This is a genomic window from Bdellovibrio sp. BIS2 (genome assembly GCF_055398295.1).
Genome location: NZ_AP035879.1, coordinates 1,533,606 through 1,554,506, shown reverse-complemented (window position 1 = coordinate 1,554,506; position 20,901 = coordinate 1,533,606). Strand labels below are relative to the sequence as shown.

Below are 20,901 nucleotides of genomic sequence, written 5' to 3'. Positions count from 1 at the left end.
GCGATCGAAGCGACCGCCACCTCTAAAATTACCTTCAAACTTGCTAATGGCAAACCTCCGGGGTTTAGTTAAATACTGGCGTCACGTCAGTGTGACAGCTAGTTTGTCGTTGCAGACTTCGCAAGAGAGCTCTGCAAACTTCTTGTTTTAATATCAGTCGTAATCAAATTCATCACCTGATCCACAGTCAGACCTTTATGCTCTGAACCGTCTCTCAATCGCAATGAAACCGTTCTGGATTCAGCCTCTTTATCCCCCACGATAATCATGTAAGGGATTTTCTGCAGCTGAGCCTCACGGATTTTATAATTCAACTTCTCGTTACGGCGGTCAAACTCAACGCGAACATTGTGTCCTTTCAAAGAGTTTTGCAGCTCTTCACAGAACGAGTTCACACGGTCCGTCACGTTCAGGATCGCCACTTGCACCGGCATCATCCACGGTGGCAGATGACCTGCGGTGTGTTCCAGGTAAACACCGATAAAGCGCTCCAAAGAGCCCAGAATCGCACGGTGAAGCATCACTGGACGGTGCTCCTTGTTGTCCTCGCCCGTGTATTTCAAATCAAACGCCTGCGGAAGATTTGGATCCACTTGAAGTGTACCCAACTGCCAAGGACGATTCAATGCATCGACGAACATGATATCCAACTTAGGTCCATAAAAGGCCCCATCGCCCGGATTCAGTTCAAATGGCAGATTCAGCGACTTCAGCGCTTCTGCCAGGGCCCCTTCGGCCATATCCCAGTACTCTTCACTGCCCATACGGTTGTCCGGACGAGTGGAAAGGAAGATCTTGTAGTTGCTCATGCCCAGCTTGTCGTAAACACGATTCAGCAGGTTCATGAACTTGGCGATTTCCTCCTGCAACTGGTCCATGCGGCAGAAGATGTGCGCGTCGTCCTGACAGAACGTACGAACACGGGTCAAACCGTGCATGGCACCGGATTTTTCATAACGGTGCAAACGACCAAAGTCCGCCATTTTGATTGGCAGGTCACGGTAAGAGTATTTCTCAGAGTTATAAAGCAAACAGTGAGAAGGACAGTTCATCGGCTTGGAGGCGAAATCACGCTCGTCCACTTTGGTGAAGAACATGTTTTCTTTGTAGTTCTGATAGTGACCGGAAGTGTGGAACAGGTTCACGTCAAAGATCTGCGGCGTGATCACTTCCTGGTAGCCTGTTTCAAAATACAGCTCACGCAGGTAAGTCTGCAAAGAGTTGTAAACCGTGGCACCCTTACCCGTGAAGAACGGAGAACCCGGAGCCAGTTCGTTGAAATAGAACATGCCCAGTTCTTTACCCAGTTTACGGTGATCGCGCTTTTTGGCTTCTTCGATGTTGTGAAGATATGTTTCCAGATCTTTCTTGTCATTGAAGGCCGTCGCGTAGACACGCTGAAGCTGGGCGTTTTTCTCGTCCCCTCTCCAGTAAGCCCCCGCCACGCTCAAAAGTTTGAACGCTTTGATCTGGCCGGTGGACTGGATGTGAGGACCGCGGCACAGGTCAAACCAACTGGTGCCGTTAAAGTAGATGCCGACAGTGGTCTCGCCTTTTTTAGCCAGATCCTCGATCAGCTCGACTTTAAAGCGCTCGTTCATGCCCTTGAAGGTCTCGATCGCTTTTTGAATCGGCCAGTCTTCACGATGAATTGGCAGATCCTTGGAAACGATCTCGGACATTTTCTTTTCAATTTTCTCGAAGTGCTCTTCCGTGAAGGCAAACGGAGAATCGAAGTCGTAATAGAAACCATTGTCGATCACCGGACCGATGGTCACTTTCACTTCAGGCCAGATGTCCTGAATCGCCTGCGCCATGATATGCGCGCAGGAGTGACGAACAACCTCAACTGATTCAGGAGATTTTGTGGTGATCAGGGCCACCTTCGTTTGATCTTTCAAAACGGTGCGAAGATCAGAGATTTCAGTTGATCCGTTCAGTTTTGCACCCAGAGTTTCCTTGGCCAAGCGAGGGCCAATGGACATCGCCACTTCCAGCGCTGTCGGTTCATGGTCAAAAACCTTCGTAGAGTTATCCGGCAAAATAATTGTAATTTGTGACATTAGCATGCTTGCACTCCGGCTTGGCCGGAGTCAGAAAGGGTCGTCGCAGAATGCGCCGTACTGGTTTGAAAATGTGATGAATAATTATGCATTTGCATCACATTAGTAGTAATCCCCCACCCTCAAGGGGTCAAGCACTCACCGCAAGAAATTGCACACCAATAATCTGCTCTCCTTCAGGGGAACTGGCGACCCAGCGGACCTGAGATTCTACAGACACCCAGACACCGTGCTGATTCTTGTACATCAAACTTATAAAGTCTTTTTTCTGGACCTGCTCCTGCCCCAGGGAGATCTGGGCCCCGCCGTGTGAAAAGTCCACCATGTGCCCTTCACGCAGGAACTGCACCCATGCCCCGGTCGGCGAACTTTCCGCCATTACGGACTTCTTTAACATCACCGGCGAACTGACCGCCATGCGATCCTGCTTGCGACTTTTTAAGCTCTCACCATTTAGGCGACGCGTCACAAGCTGTTCAATTCTTTCGCGTTCAGACTCCCTTAGAACAAGGATGTCCGGGCGATTCAGAATAAGCTGATGCACAGAGTTTTCAATATGTTGGGCGATAAAAATAAACGACGCCTTTATTTGCGAATGGCTCCAGCTCAAGAAAGCCTGAACCGCGCGCAGACTGAGGTTTTCGGTGCGAATGATCACGTGAAGATCCCCTTTTGAAGATTGAAGTGTTTCCTTAAGTTCAGCCGCACTTCGCGACCGATACCAGCGCACGCCCCGCAGTCTTTGCAGATACAAAGGCAAATGCTGGCTCGAACTGAGATAAATAAGGTCCTTAAAACGCTCATTGTGCATGAAGGACTTCATTGCAAAACGGAAGCCCGCGGATCAAACGCGTCTATATTTGAGATCAGCGTATAGCCCGTGGACAGTCGTACAGAATGCTTTAAACAACATTGTTAAATTACTGATTTACCTCAGAAAAAATACAAATGAACATCTTGGAATATTGCTCATAAAAACCAAACCCAATTCAAGGAGAAAACCATGAAATCGATCTTTATTGCCAGCGTGGCGTTCCTCGCGATGACCTCATTTGCAACCGCTGAAGAACCCAGCATGGCCGACAAAGCCGGTGCTCAAATGCAAAAAGCCGGTGACGCAACAAAAGATGCCATGAACAAGGCCGGCGATAAATCCAAGGAAATGTACAAGGACGCTGAAGTCACCACCAAGAAGGCTGCTCGAAGCACAAAAAGAACCGCTAAAAAAAGCATGAATCGCGCTGAAGAGGCTGTTTGTATGGACGGCGACATGAAGTGCGCTGCAAAGAAAGCTGGCAACCGTGCGGAAGAAGCCAAGGATGCCACAGTGGATGCAGCCAAAGACGCATCCGACACAATGAAGAAATAGTCTGCAACAACGACCACGAAATGAAACGACCAGCTTTAGCAGGCTGGTCGTTTTGTTTTAAGTATTAAAACAATTCCTAGCGGCACTGCATAGCCACGTCTCGCAATTCGCGAAGTTCATCACAGTCAAAGCGCGACAACCGCGAACAGACATAGTCGATGCAGGACACATCAACCAGCCCCCGACACAACCCGGCAACCTCAAAGACCTCAACCTTTTCATCACAAGCAAAACGCGACATGCGACTGCACAGACTGGTCACGCAAGGTCCGCTGACGTTGCGACAGGCCCGGGTGACTTCATACATATCGTCCTTGTCGTCACATTCAAAGCGGCTAAGCTGCTTGCACACAGCCTCTACACAGCGCCCGGGAAAACCTCCACCACCACCGTCCGGAGGACAATTCGGCGGCCGGTTTGGCGGCGGATTGCCAGGGTTATTAGGAGAATCCGGCGGATATTCCTCTGGAGGTAAAGGCCTTGGCGGATTCCCCAGGATTGAACCCCACAAATCTTTGGCAGCATAATACTGTTCCGCCAACTGCTGGGTTTTCTCGGCCGTCTTCACCGGCGCCGCCAGCGAATCCACCGTCGTTAAGAGCAACAAGATCACAAGCACAGAGAGCAAGTTTCTCATACGTCCTCCACACAGCCCAAGGATGTGCCAACGGAAACCAGAAACAACTAAAGACGCCAAATAAAGCCAAAATACAGGCCCAACTCACCACCAATGACACAGTGTAGGTGTAAAAAATCACCAGGCACTTTCTGAGCACGCGACCAGCAGCACGTAGTGCGCTGTAGCCAGAAAAAACAACCAGGCACCTTTTCGGCCCGGGCACCTTTTCGGCCCGGGCGCCTTTCGCCAAAGGCGAAACAGCCAAATGTCTTCGTGGCGGCGACGAAGCACCCGGTGCTGAATAAGAGCCAGGAGGCTGGCGGAGTGGGGGCCTTGGCCCTCAAAACCGAGTTCCGCAGCGCCCGAAAAACCTGCCGTAGTAATCAGAAGAGTAAATAGAATAAAAAAAGGGAGCCAAGATAGGCTCCCTTCGTGCGAGGACTGTCTGAGCGTTTTGAGGGCCAAGGCCCCCACTCCGCCAGCCGACCACGTGCTACTTAGTAAGCAACGTGGTGATTCAAAGCTTCGTGCATTCTTGGGTCTTTCAACGGAACCAAAGAGTGCTTAGACCAGAAGGACATGATTGTCAGAAGGAACGCACCCGCAAAACCAGCGAAGATGCCGACTTCCCAGAATCCGAAGGTCACGTGACCGTCGAAGAAGTTCGGGTAAACCATCCAGTAAATGTCCACGTATTGCATGACCAATACCAGGACAGAGATCAACAACACGTTGCTGTCGTTGCGTTTCATTCCACGAGGCAAAAGCGCCAGGAACGGAACCACGAAGCGGAAGATCAGAAGAGCCATGGAGATGCTCATCCAGCCGCCTTGAGCACGCGCGATGTAGTACTCAGTTTCCTCAGGGATGTTAGCGTACCAGATCAACATAAACTGAGAGAACGCAATGTAAGCCCAGAAGATGGAGAAACCTTTAAGGTATTTCACCACGTCGTGCTGGTGCTCTTCAGTCACATAACCTTTAACCAAACCAGAGCGTCTCATCAAAACGATAACGATCGCCAGGAATGCCATGCCCGCCTGGAACATACCAGAGAAGCCATAGATACCAAAGATGGTGGAATACCAGGTTGGCAACAAGGACATCAACAGATCCACGCAGAACAAAGAGAACATCAATGCGTAGAACACGATGAAACCAACAGACGGAGCCACGGACTTCGTCGTCAACGACTCATCCCCGGACTTGTCCTGCTTCAAAGAGTTGCCCACGATCACATGACGGAAGATCATGCAACCCACCGCAAAGATGAACAAACGAATCACAAAGCCACCCATGTTCAGGTAGCCGGTTTTCGCTGCGATCACCGGATTTTCAGCCACCACCTCTGGGTTTGCCCAAGGGTAAAGGTGTTTGAAACCAACCAACAGAACCAAACCACCGATCAGGATCGCCGGAATGAAGGACGTTGTTGCTTCAGCATAACGACGGATGGATACAGACCAGCCGGCTTTAGCCACGTTATTGATAACGATCCAGAACAAACCACTCAATGCCAGGCAAGAGAAGTAGAAATAGGACACCAGGTAGGAAGTCCACAATCTGTCCTGATTTTTCATAAGACCGATCACGAAAGTCAAAAGACCAACAGCGATCAGGGCGAAGCTCAGCGTTTTCAATTTCGCCGGAGCTTCAAATTTCGATACATGCAGATTTACATGATGATTGCTTGCGCCCATTTACAACCTACTTAGCTTCTTGCTTCTCTAGGAAGCGGATATAGTTAACAACCTGCCAGCGGTACTGCTGAGGAATGTGGGAAGCATAAGGACCCATCACACCCTGACCCACTGTGATCACGTGATACATGTGACCATCAGTCCAGCCTTTGACTTTATCAGTCAGCAAAGAAGGTGGTTTCAAAGCCATTTTTGCAGAGATGGTGGACTTCGCAGCCTCACCGCCCTCACCTTTGTAACCATGGCAAAGAGCGCAGTTTGTTTCGTAGAACTTCTGACCTACGATCAAAGTCTCTTCGTCCATTTTGCCAGCCAGTGGATTTTTCAGATTTTTGGAAGCGGCTTCCACGTCGGTAGCATACTGGTACGGTTCAAAACCAACCGGAGCTGTCCCTTCTGGAGGAACACGCATACCACGGTGATGAGGAGCATCGGCATCGTAGGACTGAGCCTTCACTGCCGGAGTCACCATCATATCCTGGATCAATTCCACATTCGGTTTGTTGCCACGAGGACCGCAACTGGACAACGCCAGAACAGCCAATCCCGCTGCTGCAACACCCATTGAAATATTCACGATGTTTCTCATCTTACTAGTACTCCGTCTTCTTCACTTCAGTTGCGCCAAGCTCTTTGAACATGGATTCAATTTTAGCTTCGTCGTAACCGTTGTCGTTGTGCGGGATAAAGATAGCGAACTTGTGGCAGCTTAGATCCGGATCAATCACCGGTGGATCCATGCGCGGAATACCGCAGGCATAGAACAAAGCCCCTACTGAAGAAAGCGCCGACAACAAAATCGTCAATTCGAACATGATAGGTACAAACGCAGGCAAGCTGAAGAACGGCTTACCACCCACGTTTACTGCCCAGTTCACCGCCGATGTCCAGTAAGTCAAACCAAGGCCGCCGGCCAAACCAGCAAGACCCATGGTGAAGGACACGTAAGGAATCCAGGATCTTTTGATCCCACAAGCCTCTTCCATACCGTGAACAGGATAAGCAGAGATAGCTTCAAACTTCGTGAAACCGGACTCACGCACTTTGCGGGCCGCTTTCAGAATCTGAGCCTCTTCCAACCAGATACCAGCAATACCTTTAGTATATTTAGCCGCCATTAGTGGTGCCCTCCTTTATCATCGTAACCCACATGCAATACGGGCTTCACTTCCGCGATAGAAACCGCAGGGAACAGACGCAAATACAACAAGAACAGAGTCAGGAACATACCGAAGGATCCAACCAGAACCCCGGTATCGAACCAAGACCAAGCGTACATGCCCCAAGAAGAAGGCAGGAAGTCTCTGTGCAAAGAAGTCACAGTGATCACGAAACGCTCGAACCACATACCGATGTTCACCAGGATGGACACTACGAACATCACCGGGATGGAACGACGGAATCTGCGGAACCAGAACAACTGAGGGAAGATAGTGTTACAAGACACCATGATCCAGTAAGACCAGCCGTAAGGACCGAACGCACGGTTGATGAACACGAAGCGCTCGTATTGGTTGCCAGAGTACCATGCAATGAAGAACTCGGACGCGTAAGCGTAACCAACCAGCATACCTGTGGTCATGATGATCTTATTCATCACTTCCATATGATCCAATGTTACGTAGTTCTTGAATTCAGGGAATCCAATACGAACCAAAGTCATCAGAGTCACAACCATCGCGAAACCGGAGAAGATCGCACCGGCAACGAAGTATGGAGGGAAGATCGTGGTGTGCCAGCCCGGAAGGTTGGAAACCGCGAAGTCGAAGGATACGATCGTGTGAACGGACAAAACCAGCGGAGTGGAAAGACCTGCCAGAAGCAAGTAAACCATTTCGTAGTGGGACCAGTTCTTCGCAGTACCTCTCCAACCCAAAGACAATGCACCGTAAACGGTACGGCGAAGTTTGTTTTTCGCACGGTCTTTGATAGTTGCAAAGTCAGGAACCAAACCGATGTACCAGAACACCATGGAAACTGTCGCGTAAGTGGATACCGCGAAAACGTCCCAAAGAAGCGGAGAACGGAAGTTCACCCACAATGGACCACGTTGATTCGGGTACGGGAACAACCAGTAATCCAACCAAGGACGACCGGTGTGCAACAGCGGGAACAGACCCGCGGTCATAACCGCGAAGACGGTCATCGCCTCTGCGGTACGAGCTACGGAAGTTCTCCACTTTTGACGGAACAGGAACAAAACCGCGGAAATCAGAGTACCGGCGTGACCGATACCGATCCAGAATACGAACGTAACGATCATCGTACCCCAGAACACCGGGCTGTTCACACCCAGAAGACCGATACCCACACCCACAACGGATGCCAGGATACCGATATAGAACAGAAGCAACGTCTTCGCACCCAGGAACATCCCCACCCAACCTTTGGATGGGAAGCGTTCCACCGGAGCGCAGATGTCGTCAGTAACATCTTTCAAAGTTTTATTGCCAAGGACTAATGGGCTACGCTTCATCATGAGTGCTCACCTTGTTTTGCAGTACCGTGACCTTTTTGATCACCAGTTGATTCTTTATCATTGTTACGGATCTTGGAAAGATAGCGAACAGACGGAGCCGCATGCCACTCTTCAAGAAGTGCGTAACCACGTTCTTCAGTTTTGAAGATTTTGGCTACAGCACTGTTTGGATCGTTCAGGTCACCGAATACGATACCGCCTGCAGGACATGCAGTCTGACACGCAACCTTAACATCCCCGTCTTTCAACTGACGTTTTTCATTGCGAGCCACTGTTTTGGCATCCTGGATTCTTTGAACGCAGAACGTACATTTTTCCATCACCCCGCGAGTACGAACCGCTACAGATGGATTCAAAGCCATGTGCATTGGTTTCTCGATCAGCTTCGCGTAGTTGAACCAGTTGAAACGACGTACTTTGTAAGGGCAGTTATTCGCGCAATAACGAGTACCAACGCAACGGTTGTAAACCATGTCGTTCAGACCCTCGTCAGAGTGAACCGTCGCCAGAACCGGACACACCGTTTCGCACGGAGCATTGTCACAGTGTTGGCACATAACCGGCTGGAAGACCGCTTCCGCGTTTTCCGGATTGCCGATGTAGTAACGGTCAATACGCAACCAGTGCATCTCACGACCTTCAAGAACGTATCTTTTACCCACAACCGGGATGTTGTTCTCGGATTGACATGCAATCACGCAGGAAGAACAGCCTGTGCAAGTGTGAAGATCAACCGCCATACCCCATTTGTGACCACTGTATTCGTGACCGGACCAGATGGACCATACGTGAGGGTGCGGGATGCCTGTGGATTTCTTTTTGTTGTAATCAGCCAGTGTCGCTTCAACCGCGATAGTACGGCCTTCCATTGTGTGGTGACCTTGCGTGATCGCAATTTCATACTTCTTGGAAGTTTTCTTGAAGGACGCCGCAGTACCAGCCGCAATGACTTTGCCGTCTTTAGCGGTTACGAATGCAAAGGCGTTTTGACCGATGCCGTTACCTACTTTACCAGCGCGAGTACGGCCGAAACCAACCGCCACCGCCAGAACGTCGTCATGCAGACCCGGTTGGATCAACACTGGAAGCTCCAGAGTCTTACCACCCACAGTCAGTTCAACCACCGTGGCTTGTTTCAGGCCGTGCTTTTCAGCCGTCGCCAAAGAAACCATCACATAGTTGTCCCAAACTGCTTTGGTCACTGGATCTGGAAGTTCATGCAACCAGGAAACGTTCGCCAGGGAGCCGTCGCCGTGTTGAGAAGTGGAATAAAGCGCAAGTTCAAAGCCTTCTTTAGCCGCTGCCGGTTTGATGGATGTGAATGCATCCACTTTGAAGGAACGAGAAGAAGAACCAGAGCTGATCTCCCCTACATAACCTTTTTGCAAAGCCGTCTGCCAGAAGTCCTCGAAGGACTGACCTTTTCCGTATTTAGGGAAGATGTCAGATTTCCAGAAGACGCGCAGGTAATCATAGAAGGTCTCGTAGTCACGAAGACGGGATGGACCCATGTTCGCAAGGTACGCCCAAGTCATCAAAGACAACTGGAAGGAACGAGTGTCGTACATTGGACGGATGGACGGCTGGCAGATGCTGTAAACACCGGAAGCCAGTTCCATATCGCTCCAGGATTCCAACGCGTGGTTGTCCGGAGTGATGTAGTCAGCAAATACGCCCGTTTCGTCAATACGGTCACCAGTGTAGATAACCATGTCGACTTTTTTAACCGCTTCAGCAAAGCCCATGTCCGCGCCCAGAACATAGCCTGGGTTCACACGGTGGATGATCAAAGTTTTCACTTTGCCATCTTTCATGTCTTTGATCAAAGCAGCCATGTCAGCATTGGAAGCTTTGTCACCTTTGTTTCCACCGTTGTGGTCAACAGTCTTACCGTCGTTACCCAGGATGGAGTTCAGGAAGTTTACTGCCACCTGAAGTTCTTTGGATTTTTCAGTCAGAGTGGTGATACCACCCGCAACCACCAGGGATGTGCCCTGATTAGCCCAAAGATCTGCCGCCACTTTCGCGAACAAAGCAGGTTCTACATTCAGTTTTTTAGCCACGTCTGCAAATGGAGCCAAAGCCGCTTTCACTGCGCTGTTGCCAGCGTGAGAGGAAGCACCTTTCTTCACGATGATTTCGTGAAGAAGACCCATTACCACGTCCAACTGCTGGGAAGGCTTGATCTTCATGCGGATATCCGCATTCGCACCAGTCAAAGAGTAATTGGAATCGAAGGACACCAGACGGTTCATGTTTTTGATGTCTTTACGGCCTTCAACGAACTGATTCGTGAACGCTGTAGGAGAAATCCATGTACCCAGGAAGTCAGCATCGATGGAAACGATCATTTTCGCTTTATCGAAGCGGAATGCCGGAACCACGTCGTCGCCGTAAGAGGCTTTTTGACCTTCACGAACGTCGTCGTTGGAAAGAGCTTCCCAAACCACGTGCTTGGCTTTGAAACCTTGAGCGAAATCACCGATCACCGCGCGGGTTGCCGGAGAAGCCACGTTGCCGGAAAGGATGACAACGTCACCTTTTTTCAGTTGCTCAACAACTTTTTTATCCAGGTCTTCCCACTTAACGTCGATCACCTGGCTGTTGGATTTCTTTTCGTTGAACAGGTTGCGCTGAGGACCTTTCAGTCTTTCAGGGTCATACATGGACAACAAAGAAGCCTGGGAACGGATGCTCAAACCGCTGATGCTGAATGGATGACCAGGGTTTGCTTCGATTTTAATAGGACGGCCTTCGCGTGTCTTAACCAAAACACCCAAAGCGTCAGAACCGTCGAAGTACGCAGAGGTATAGTAGTTCGCCATACCCAGAGTCACTTCTTCCGGCTGTTTGTTGTAAGGAACGATTTTTTGAACCGGACGACGGATGCAACCTGCAGAAGCCATCGCGATGGAAGCACCCATCAGCTTCAGGAATTCACGGCGTGCCCAGCCACCTTCGTCATCCGCCTCACGCAATGGAGAGGACTGGAATTCCGTGGAAGCAATTTTGTTGAACTCTGGATCGTTGCTCCATTGTTCAAGGCTGTTCCAGTATTTTGTGTCACGCTCCACTTTCGGGCGAAGCGCTTTTTTCATTTCTAAATCGTGATCGTGATCATGATGTTCAGACATTTTACCAAACCCTTAGTAGTGGCAAGTTGAGCAGTTAAGTGGAGCTTTGTTCTCTGGCTGACGGTGACAGTTCACGCACCAACCCATAGAGAGATCAGAGAACTGTTGAACGGTTTTCATGGTCTCGATTGGACCGTGGCACGTCTGACAGTTCACGCCTTTGGCAATGTGGGCGTTGTGGTTGAAGTGAACGAAGTCCGGAAGCATGTGAACGCGAGTCCATTCAATGGAGTCCCCGTTGTCATAAGCTTCACGCAGCTTTTGGATTGCCGGCTTGTCGGTGGCAACCTGCAAGTGACAGTTCATGCACGTTGAAAGCGCAGGAATGTTTGCGTGTTTTGTTCTCTCGATTTGATTGTGGCAGTACTGACACTGCATTTTGTGCGTACCCACATGTAGAGAGTGATCAAAAGGAATCGGCTGTTCTGGAGCGTATCCTTTATTATATCCCCAACCCGGCTGGAATTTACAGCCTGTCAGAAGTGTTGTAACCATGAGCGCGCCAATAAACGCAATTGCGCCCGCCGCTGTTCTTTTGAATACCCGATGCATAATCATCCTTCGCTAACTCATTACGATGTGGGCCAAAGACAAACGAATGCTGTCCTAATTTTAGTTTGCTCCTATTTAATGGTGGAAAAGTCCAGTTGTCCATATTCTTTTTGCAAGCATATTGAAAAAGAGAGAAACTCGGACCCGTCCGCTCAAAAAGTGTGCACACTAAATTTAAGACTCTTTCGTCGCCTTCTTCCCTCTGCCTTGTCTAATCACACTCACATAAACCACTAACAGCATGTGTGCTGCCACGAAAGCAGACACATACTCGACCCCACCCGCACCGAAGCCGTAGGAATGAAGCCCCGCGCCAAGTACGAAATTCACTCCGTACCAAGCCATGATCACCAAAGAGAAAGTGATAACCGCTGTCACCACCATTCCGAAATGCTTCAACATGCCCGCGTAGCGCGCATGCAACACTGCCAGGTAACCCAGCAGCGCGATCAAAGCCCAAGTCTCTTTTGGATCCCAACCCCAGAAACGACCCCAGGAATAATCCGCCCAGATACCACCAAGGATGATCCCCGGAGCCAGGAACGCGACACCGATTTGCATAGCGCGATAGATGCTGGTAGTGATGGCTTTGATCTGTGCCTGGTGCTTTTCTTCCCCACGCAAATAATAGAACAAGCCCAAATCACCCAACCCGAACGCCAGGAAGAAGGCCGCATAACTGATAGTGATTGTCATCACGTGGATCGTCAGCCAGTAGTTGCTGCGCAAAACCGGCTCCAGCGGTTGCAAGGAAGGATCCAAAACCGCGGGGGCAAAGTCCGCGATCACCAGACCAAAGGCAGCCACCAACGTCCCGGCCACCAGAATCAAACGGTACTTGTAAATGATTTCCAAAATCGCCGCAAACAACACAGTTCCCCAGGCAACCCAGACAACCGTTTCATACATATTGGATACCGGCGCGCGGTCCATGATGTACATGCGCAACGCAAATCCATAAGTATTCAGCGCAAAACCAATCCCCAACAGCACCCATGCCGCTGTCATCAGGGACTCTTTGCTTAAAGCCCACACTAGCAACAAAACAAGGAACGCCAGGAAATAGAACACATACGCCCAACGGAACGGATGGAAGGAATTATAGTGAACTTCCGCCGTGATCTTGCCACCCAGGCTGTACAAAGCCGGATTTTCCGCCTGCGCTGCCGCCTCAAAAGCCGCCACCGCTTCATCCAGAGCTTTGCCGGAAACAGAAGAATCCCCTTTTTCCGCGATCACACCCAGATAAGTCACAAAAGCCTTGGTCACATCCAGGAATTTCGCCTGAAGATGTTCTGGCAAATCCGCCACCGCCAGCCACGTGTCGCCTTCCTTCGGAGGAGCGACCTTCATCATGCGGCCGGCAGCGATTTCCTGGAATACAAAGAACTGATTTTCCAAACGCTGCAAAGCCTGGAAATAAGGATCCAGCTTTTCTTTGGTTTCACGCTTGGCCTGAAGCTCCTGTCGAAGCAGGGTGAATCTTTCGTTGGCAAAAAGTTCTTCACCGTTGAAATAGCGCTGATCTTTCGGAAGATTCATCGCCTGCAAAACCTGATGGTTGCGCACTTCAAAGATTTTTTTGCCTTCCCACGCCTGCGGAGACAGCATCCAGGTCAAAACGATTTCGGTGGCGTTGCGGCCCTCGAACTTGGTCTTGCCATAGACGATTTCCAGCATTTCTTTGGCGAAGCTGTCGTAAGGCTTGATACGACCGCCGTCTTGAACCGGCATGGATTTCAGCAGATCACCGGGCTTGGCCACGGCCCCGCAAGTCACCAACAATGAAGCAATGATGAGGAATATTTTTTTCATGATTCTTTCTTCCCAGTCCCCGCCTTACGGGCGAGTTTGAAATCGAGATGTTTAAACCACATTAAAAGCACGATACCCAAAGACAAAACCAAAGACCCCAGGTACTTCAGGAAGCGGCCTGGATCATGGTTGATAGAGAAGATCGAAGCCACCGGATGGCCGTCTTCTTCCTGGAAGCTCGCCTGATAGATGGTCAAACCTTTGTATTTCAAAGGCTCGTTCATCGAAATCAGATATTCGCCAAAGTCCGGAACTTCCACCAGACTTTCATAGGCCGCCGCACGCATGGTTCCCTGATAGCGGGCCACTTCGAATTTCTTAAGCTTCAAATTGAAACCCAAATCAATACGGCGGTTGCCGTACGTCAAAAGGTACACAGAATTTGTGGTGAACAGTTTCACCATGTCATTCAAAAGCACCCAGTTTTCTTTCCCCTCAAAGAGGATCTTCACGGCGGAAGTCGTTAACGGCGTTGGACGGCTGGCATCCTGCAGATCCCAGTCTTCACGCGCCGCCGGCATAAAGCGCAGCACGCGGAAGTTCAGGGCCATTTTAAAGCCCGGATCAAACACATCGCCCTCTTTCACAAAGCCCTTCTTCAAAGGCTTGTCAGAATCTTTCTGGAAGACCACGTATTTCAACCCGTCTTTATCCGGAGTCAGGAAGATTTCATTGGCACCACGAGGCTTTTCCGGAGCCGGGCCCATAAAGATTTGCGCCGGGCCGAAATTGTGACTGACCAGATTGCCTGGTTTTTTCTGCACCAGCCATTCGATCACATTCACGTTGTCATTCTGAAGCTGGAAACGCAGGCCCGCGCCGGCCTTCCCCGCTTCGCCCTCGATCACTTTCTTTGAAGGAACAACGTATTTTTTGTAATCAACAATTCTGATTTCGCCTTCATAGGCAGGAATGATGAAGGGCTTTTCAACAGTCGGTGGATTTTTAAAGAAGTCCACTTCCTGTTCCAGAGTTTTAGTGTAGCGGTCCCCGTCAAACGAAGTGTAAACGACGATGTCGGTTTCGGCGGTTTGCACGAAGTTGTTGGCTTCACCAATACCCACACGCATAGAGCCGTCCAGCCCCCACTTCCACGTCAGAAGCGAGCCCGCCAGCAGAATGATGATCCCGATGTGCGCCAGAACGAAGGCCGCATGACGTTTTTTCCAAGGCCAGCGATCCGCCATCACGGCGATCAGGTTGATCACCAAAAGACCCATGACTGCATACATGTACCAAGTGTCGTAAACCAACTTTTTAGCGGCATAAGCATCATACTTGGCTTCAACAAATGTCCCCACGGCGGTGATCACGGCCAGGGCCACGATGATGAAAACCGCGAGCTTCAACGACGCCAAAGGCTTATTGATTCTTTTGAAAAGAGATTTCTTAGGAGCTGATGGTTTATCCAAAGAGCCGATCCTTATTGAGAGCTTATTGATTTCCGTACTGCTATCAATAATTTAGATCGGCTTTTATGACCACGCTTTTTGGCTTTACGACGCCCTACATTATATGCAGCAAATTGTTGCGGACATAACTGATGGCAAAGAGAAGCTTCTCCTGAACTTTCTTCGCTTCTTCAGGTTTCAGCTTTTTGGTCTTTTCATCCATGTACAAGGAGCGATTCAGTTCCACCTGCAGCGTATGTTGTTCGCGCTTTGGATCCCCATACTGCTCCGTGACGCGCCCGCCAAAATACGGCCAGTTGTAACCGACCTTGAACCCCGCCGAAGCGTAGGCCGCAATCACCAGATCTTTAAAGCGCGGATCACAACTTTTACCTTTGCTGTCACTGACAACGATATCGGCTCTCAACTCGCCCGGATCACGGTGCTCGCTGGTCCCCAAAGACGGCATGCTGTGAGCATCAATGTGATAAGTTTTCTTGAAGCCTTTTTCATGCAGGTCCGCATACAGCTTACGAACGCCGGCATGGAAGGGCTCGTAAACCAGCTTCACCAGTTCGTTGTGCGCCTCTGGCGACATCGGTTCTTTCATCAGCTGATGCTTGTAGGTGGTGATCACCCAGTGAAAGCCGCGGTTGTGCATGCCGGCCGGGTTACTGTTGCCAATCACCGAGGTTGCGTCCACGTCTTCAGGCACCCTATTCAAATCGGCCGCATAACGATGCCATTCGGTTTTCACATAGGGAATGTGCAGCTTGTGCAAAGTCGGCTCATACAGAAAGTCGACGAAGCGATCCACGTCGCACATCAAAACTTCCTCGGGCAAAGACTTCAGCCAAGGTGTTTGATCCGGAACTTTTTCACCGGAATGGGGGATCGTCACAATCAAGGGTACTTCATTTGCATTAGCCATATAAAACTCTCACTTCTTGACCTGATGGACCTTAACCGTGACACTAAATACAAGAAGGGTCAAATCTATGACGAACGCTCCCAAAGCCAAAATTTATACGCGCACCGGCGACAAAGGCAGCACCCGCCTTGTGGACGGCTCCTGTGTTGAGAAATTCAATCCACGCGTCGAGGCTTATGGGACCGTGGACGAACTGAACAGCTATCTGGGTGTGGTGCGTTCGACATTGGCCCCCTTCCCCGAGATGTCAGATCTCAATCATTCCCTGGAAAAAGTCCAAAACGAGCTTTTTAACATCGGAAGCCTGCTGGCCACCGAAAAAGATGAGGTCTTCAAACTTTTGCCACCCATTACGGAAGAACAAATCCGTTATCTGGAGCTGCAAATCGATGAACTGACCACAACCCTGCCGGAACTGCGCAACTTTATTCTGCCGGCCGGCCACCCGACATCCGCGCACCTGCATGTGGCGCGCACTTTGTGCCGTCGCAGCGAGCGTCGTTCTGCCGAAATCGCCGTGAAAGACGAACGCTATTCCATGACTTTGCAGTATTTGAACCGACTGAGCGACTATCTGTTCGTGGCGGCCCGCTGGGCCAACATGAAACACGGGGTTGCCGACGTTCTTTGGAAGAAAACCTAGGAAAAACTTAATGAGATTAGAGATCGCAAAACCTGAGGACTCCAAAGCCCTTGTTGAGTTTTACAAAAGCTTCCCGCTGAACGGCCCGGTTGAAATCCGCATAGATCGCGAAAAGGATTTTTTCGCGCCCTATTCCGTACAATCCGACCAGCACCTGACTTATCAGCTTAAAACTGATGAAAATAAAATCGAGGGCATGGCAAGTTTCGTCGTGCGCGATGTGTGGCTGGATGGGAAAGTTTCCACCGTCGCCTTTGGCCGGGATCTGCGTATTTCTTCCAACCGCCGTGCGATTCTGGAATGGTCCCAGCACTTTTTGCCAGTCATGAACGAAGTGTCCCAAACTCTGGGGAACAAATACCTCTTCTCGGTGATGAGCATGGCGGATGTGCAGGCTTTGAATGCCTTTGTCCGTCCCCGCTCGATGAAACGTCCTTTGCCGAACTATCATCTGTTCCGACGCTTTAACATGGTTTCAGTGCACGGACGCCTGCCGTGGGCTTCCAATCCATTGCCCCATTTGCGCCTGCGCCGCGGAAGCGCGCAGAACGTCGATGCGTTGATTTACTATATCACGCAAAAATCCCGTCAGCGCGATCTGGCCACGACGTGGGATGAAACCAGCTTTATGGAAAAACTCGAACGTTGGAAGGGTTTGAAGCTGGAAGATTTCATCATCGCTTTTGACAAGAATGAAAACATCGTGGGCTGCGTGGCCCCGTGGTCTGCCGGAGGCATGCAGGAATTCATTCCGATGCAGTATTCTTTGCGCGGGCACAACTTCCGTCAGTTCCTGAAATTCGGAAAAATGCTGGGTTGGACCCGCACTTTGACGAAGCCTTATTCCCGTCTGAAAATTGAAGCCGGTTTGAATTTCAAGTATTTGAATTTCCTGTTTGCCGACAACGGCGACATCTTTGAAAGTCTGCTTTGGAAGGCCTTTGATGATGCCAAGGAAAATGAGTTCCTGGTGTACACCCAGACACGGTCGGAGTTCATCTATCGCCGCCCGCGCAACTGGATTTCTGCGAAGATGCCCTTTGGGATTTACCTGCTGATTCCACCGGATTCCGAGGTGCCATCCTTCATGCATCCCAACAACGAAAAACCCGCAGAAATCGAGCCCTTCTTTGCCCTGTAGGCGGTAACCATTTTGGGCACTTTCGACAGTGCTTAGGGGCTTAAATCAGCCCTGCTTTATCCCATGCAGGCTCTGGTTTTGCTTGTGTTTTCCTGTATGGGAAAGTCACAAATGCGCCGTCTCAAAATGAAACACCTCTCCAAAGCCCTGGTTACCGGGTTTTTGGGCCTTTCTTTGACCGCTCAAGCCAACGACTTGGGGACGGATGTAAACAACATCTCTTCCGCCAACAAAATCGCCCTGACCCTGATCAGCAAACTTCCCAATTCCGGTGTTAAAGACGGCCTGGAACGCTATTACAACATTCTTTCCCTGAAGTCCTACACCTATGACAACCAAGTGGCCAACGCCAACACGGGCGTGGCTTTGTTCTTTGAACAACAGTTCCAGCAAAATGCCTGTTTCGCGGAAAAAGCTTATCTGTTCTATCGTGATTTGAAACTAAATACGAAGCAAAGGCAGGCCGCCGAAGGCGACAAGTCCCGCCACGCCCGCCCGTCTTTGGGGGATGTTGCCGGAAAAAACCGCAAGGACCTGAAGCCGGGCTGGTTGTATGAAAAAGCCCTGAAATATGCCGACGGAAACCCCAACGTGGCGATGAGCCTGATTGGTCTTTGCGGGCACGATGATAAAAATCAGGGTGAATTCACTAATCAAGATGTTGAAATCAAACTGACCAACAGCGGAATTTCCTCTGACGAACTGTACTCCCCAACCGATGGGAACTCGGAAATAAACACCGTCTGCCCTTCACAGTATGCGGATTTCTATGTGGCGGGCGGCCTTTCCAAAGCCTCGGACATCAGTGATGACTTAAAAAAGAAAGTTCTGAGCATTCAGTACCCCGGCAAAAAAGACGTTCAAATCGCCTCTAAAAACTATCATGTGATGGGTGCCGCGTTTATGACCTGTCAGATGATTGAAGCCGGCTTAAGTCCGCTTTTGGCCATTCAGGTTGAATCCATGGCGGCCCACCTTTATCGCGGCATTCGTCTTTGTCAGCAAATCGAAACCCCGGCCCATCTGTTCTGGTCCCTGCAGCGAACCAAAGAGGTCGCTTTGCGCGGCATGGGCCGCACCTTTGAAGAAACCGTGATTGAAACCACTCTGAAACGTGGCCGCGAAAAACAATGTGGTTACGACAAAGTCGCGAAGGATCCGTTCTGTAACTTCCTGAAAACCGTCGGTGCGCCGTTTGATCTGTCCGTGCCACGCATTGAAGAGCGCGCCCGCAAGATGCTTGAAAAGTACATGGATAACATGGTTGCCAGCGGGATCTATTCCTCGTGGCATGTCAGCGGCGAAGTGGCTGGCATCAGCCTGCCTTGTTCGCGCGATCAACTTTGGGGTCCGCATCCGTTCCTGCAATGGCTGATCGCCAAAACAGAAGTCAGCCTGAATATCTGCGGCAATGGCTTGACGATGGATTCCTGCCGCAAAGCTGTGCGCACGGTGAAATCCTGGGAAACTGATTTTGACTGGACGGTTTCCCAACACGCTGCGGGCGCCCGATTTGCCGCCCGCGTCTGTAAACCCTATGCCAAAGGCACAAACTCATTTGATGGAATGTGCGGAAAATAAATCTATCCAGCCTTCTTAAGACCCGTCAGGGTCTCAAGATTGCTGATAGTGGCCGTAAGTCCCTCGGTGGAATGATTCAAACTTCCCGCCGCCTCCGAAATAGTTTCTGAAGACGATGCATTGGTTTGCGTGACCTGGTCGAGTTGATTCATCGCCTGGGAAATCTGCGACACCCCAGTGCTTTGTTCCTGGCTGGCAGTGGCGATTTCATTGTTCAGACTGGCCACTTTGTTCACCGAAGACACAATCTTGTTAAGGACTTCATGACTGCTTTTTGCAACCGCCTGCCCGCGCTCGACTTGGTTCGCACTTTCAGAAATCAGGCCGGAAATTTCTTTCGCCGAAGTGGCACTGCGCAATGCCAGAGCGCGAACTGCTTCTGCCACCACCGCAAAGCCTTTACCCTGTTCACCTGCACGCGCAGCTTCCACCGCTGCATTCAGGGCCAGCAAATTTGTCTGAAATGCAATGTCATCAATCACGTTCACAATCTCTTCGATCTTTTTTGAAGAGTTGGCAATCTCGTTCATCGACTGCATCAGGGACGCGATCTCTTTGGCCCCCTCTTCCGCAGTGGTTTTTGAAACCTGGGACACGTCCGAGGCCATCTTCGCATTATCAGCATTCAGCTTGATCATGCTGGTCAGCTCTTCCAGTGACGCCACGGTTTCTTCCAACGATGCCGCAGATTCTGTGGAAGCCGCAGACAAGGCCGAGCTAGAGCCGGTCAGATCTGTAACCAAACGGCGAATCTGCGCATAAGCGGCCGACAAAGACTCGGTTTGCAGACGAATGCCTTCTTTCAATGAGAAAGAAGACATAAACATCGTCACTGACAGGGCGATGATCATCACCGCCACGGCCCCCAGGGCAAGCTTCGCATACCACAACGCCTGTTCAACCGCGCCGCGCACGCGGGCATTCAACACCGCTTCGAATTTATCGATCGGCTCCCCGATGGTTTCCACAAATTTGTGATAGGATTCGTCATGCATCAATTGGCGGGCGAAATTCAGATCCGGCTCTTTGTGCACGGTGAACTGACCGGAGCTGTCAGCATACAGCCCCTTGACCGCGTTCATCGCTGCCGTTTCAGTTTTCACCAGGTCATTGGAGCGCTTTTCAGCCTCGGCCAACAAAGCAAACTCCTCCGCTGTGAATCCCGCTTCCTGCATCAGGGTTTTTGCGGACACTTTTCTGCCGTCAGCACGAGCCTCATCACCATTTCGAACAGCAATGATCTTTAGATAGGCTTCTTCAAACTTCTTATCCCCGGTCACCACATAGGTGCGAGCATTGCGGGTCAAAGCCGCGGAATCATCGCGGAGCTGTTGCGCCAGTTGGATGGAGTTGAATTTGGACTCGTGCGCCCGATTCAGTTCGGACTCATAGTGAAAGGCCGTGCCGATACAAACATACAATGCCAGTACCAGACCGACAGACAAAAAATTAAACAGACGAACCTTCGCGAACACGTTCATAG

Annotated in this window: 17 protein-coding genes; 4 read left to right on the top strand and 13 right to left on the bottom strand. The window is 50.4% G+C overall.

Annotated elements, in window-relative coordinates; translation table 11 throughout:
• Positions 1 to 98: 98 nt before the first annotated feature.
• Both thrS and ACZ520_RS07440 read right to left on the bottom strand, forming a co-directional pair.
• Complete coding sequence (gene thrS, locus ACZ520_RS07445; RefSeq protein ID WP_464127865.1) at positions 99 to 2,069, bottom strand: threonine--tRNA ligase; 1,971 nt, start codon at positions 2,067 to 2,069, stop codon at positions 99 to 101.
• Between the two features lie 124 nt (positions 2,070 to 2,193).
• On the bottom strand, positions 2,194 to 2,886 hold the full coding sequence (locus ACZ520_RS07440) for a PilZ domain-containing protein (protein ID WP_464127864.1): 693 nt from the start codon (positions 2,884 to 2,886) through the stop codon (positions 2,194 to 2,196).
• A 180-nt stretch (positions 2,887 to 3,066) separates the two neighbouring features.
• On the opposite strand from ACZ520_RS07440, the gene ACZ520_RS07435 reads away from it, so the two are divergent.
• The gene (locus tag ACZ520_RS07435) at positions 3,067 to 3,432 is read left to right on the top strand and encodes a hypothetical protein (RefSeq protein WP_464127863.1); all 366 of its coding nucleotides are present in this window, start codon (positions 3,067 to 3,069) and stop codon (positions 3,430 to 3,432) included.
• Between the two features lie 76 nt (positions 3,433 to 3,508).
• Here ACZ520_RS07435 and ACZ520_RS07430 read toward each other — a convergent pair whose 3' ends face one another.
• The 10 genes from ACZ520_RS07430 to ACZ520_RS07385 form a co-directional block, all read right to left on the bottom strand.
• The gene (locus ACZ520_RS07430; protein WP_464127862.1) at positions 3,509 to 4,069 is read right to left on the bottom strand and encodes a hypothetical protein; all 561 of its coding nucleotides are present in this window, start codon (positions 4,067 to 4,069) and stop codon (positions 3,509 to 3,511) included.
• Positions 4,070 to 4,548: 479 nt separating this feature from the next.
• Positions 4,549 to 5,751: a molybdopterin oxidoreductase gene (locus ACZ520_RS07425; RefSeq protein WP_374032670.1), complete on the bottom strand. Its 1,203-nt coding sequence runs from the start codon at positions 5,749 to 5,751 to the stop codon at positions 4,549 to 4,551.
• A gap of 7 nt (positions 5,752 to 5,758) precedes the next feature.
• Positions 5,759 to 6,340 carry a c-type cytochrome gene (locus tag ACZ520_RS07420; protein WP_374032669.1) on the bottom strand — a complete coding sequence of 194 codons (582 nt, stop codon included), beginning with the start codon at positions 6,338 to 6,340 and terminating at the stop codon, positions 5,759 to 5,761.
• A gap of 4 nt (positions 6,341 to 6,344) precedes the next feature.
• Entirely contained in the window at positions 6,345 to 6,869 is a 525-nt protein-coding gene (locus ACZ520_RS07415; protein ID WP_374035529.1) for a DUF3341 domain-containing protein, read from the bottom strand.
• A complete protein-coding gene (gene nrfD, locus ACZ520_RS07410) occupies positions 6,869 to 8,230 on the bottom strand; it encodes an NrfD/PsrC family molybdoenzyme membrane anchor subunit (RefSeq protein ID WP_011164088.1) in 1,362 nt (453 codons plus the stop codon). The genes ACZ520_RS07415 and nrfD overlap by 1 nt, the downstream gene beginning before the upstream one ends.
• A complete protein-coding gene (locus ACZ520_RS07405) occupies positions 8,227 to 11,364 on the bottom strand; it encodes a TAT-variant-translocated molybdopterin oxidoreductase (RefSeq protein WP_464127861.1) in 3,138 nt (1,045 codons plus the stop codon). The genes nrfD and ACZ520_RS07405 overlap by 4 nt, the downstream gene beginning before the upstream one ends.
• A 12-nt stretch (positions 11,365 to 11,376) precedes the next feature.
• Positions 11,377 to 11,859 carry a cytochrome c3 family protein gene (locus ACZ520_RS07400; RefSeq protein WP_048349851.1) on the bottom strand — a complete coding sequence of 161 codons (483 nt, stop codon included), beginning with the start codon at positions 11,857 to 11,859 and terminating at the stop codon, positions 11,377 to 11,379.
• Positions 11,860 to 12,090: 231 nt separating this feature from the next.
• On the bottom strand, positions 12,091 to 13,731 hold the full coding sequence (locus tag ACZ520_RS07395; protein WP_417869558.1) for a cytochrome c biogenesis protein: 1,641 nt from the start codon (positions 13,729 to 13,731) through the stop codon (positions 12,091 to 12,093).
• Positions 13,728 to 15,143: a cytochrome c biogenesis ResB family protein gene (locus tag ACZ520_RS07390; RefSeq protein WP_464127860.1), complete on the bottom strand. Its 1,416-nt coding sequence runs from the start codon at positions 15,141 to 15,143 to the stop codon at positions 13,728 to 13,730. The genes ACZ520_RS07395 and ACZ520_RS07390 overlap by 4 nt, the downstream gene beginning before the upstream one ends.
• A 94-nt stretch (positions 15,144 to 15,237) precedes the next feature.
• Positions 15,238 to 16,053, bottom strand: a complete 816-nt coding sequence (locus tag ACZ520_RS07385; RefSeq protein ID WP_464127859.1) for an N-formylglutamate amidohydrolase — start codon at positions 16,051 to 16,053, stop codon at positions 15,238 to 15,240.
• A 67-nt stretch (positions 16,054 to 16,120) separates the two neighbouring features.
• Between ACZ520_RS07385 and ACZ520_RS07380 the strand changes: the two genes are divergently transcribed.
• The 3 genes from ACZ520_RS07380 to ACZ520_RS07370 all read left to right on the top strand — a co-directional run bounded on the left by ACZ520_RS07380 (position 16,121) and on the right by ACZ520_RS07370 (position 19,418).
• Positions 16,121 to 16,696: a cob(I)yrinic acid a,c-diamide adenosyltransferase gene (locus ACZ520_RS07380; protein WP_088565518.1), complete on the top strand. Its 576-nt coding sequence runs from the start codon at positions 16,121 to 16,123 to the stop codon at positions 16,694 to 16,696.
• A 10-nt stretch (positions 16,697 to 16,706) separates the two neighbouring features.
• Entirely contained in the window at positions 16,707 to 17,837 is a 1,131-nt protein-coding gene (locus tag ACZ520_RS07375; protein WP_416481114.1) for a hypothetical protein, read from the top strand.
• 111 nt (positions 17,838 to 17,948) lie between these two features.
• Positions 17,949 to 19,418: a hypothetical protein gene (locus ACZ520_RS07370; RefSeq protein WP_416481113.1), complete on the top strand. Its 1,470-nt coding sequence runs from the start codon at positions 17,949 to 17,951 to the stop codon at positions 19,416 to 19,418.
• 2 nt (positions 19,419 to 19,420) lie between these two features.
• On the opposite strand, the gene ACZ520_RS07365 is transcribed toward ACZ520_RS07370, so the two are convergent.
• Positions 19,421 to 20,899 carry a methyl-accepting chemotaxis protein gene (locus ACZ520_RS07365; RefSeq protein ID WP_374032661.1) on the bottom strand — a complete coding sequence of 493 codons (1,479 nt, stop codon included), beginning with the start codon at positions 20,897 to 20,899 and terminating at the stop codon, positions 19,421 to 19,423.
• Between the last annotated feature and the right edge of the window lie 2 nt (positions 20,900 to 20,901).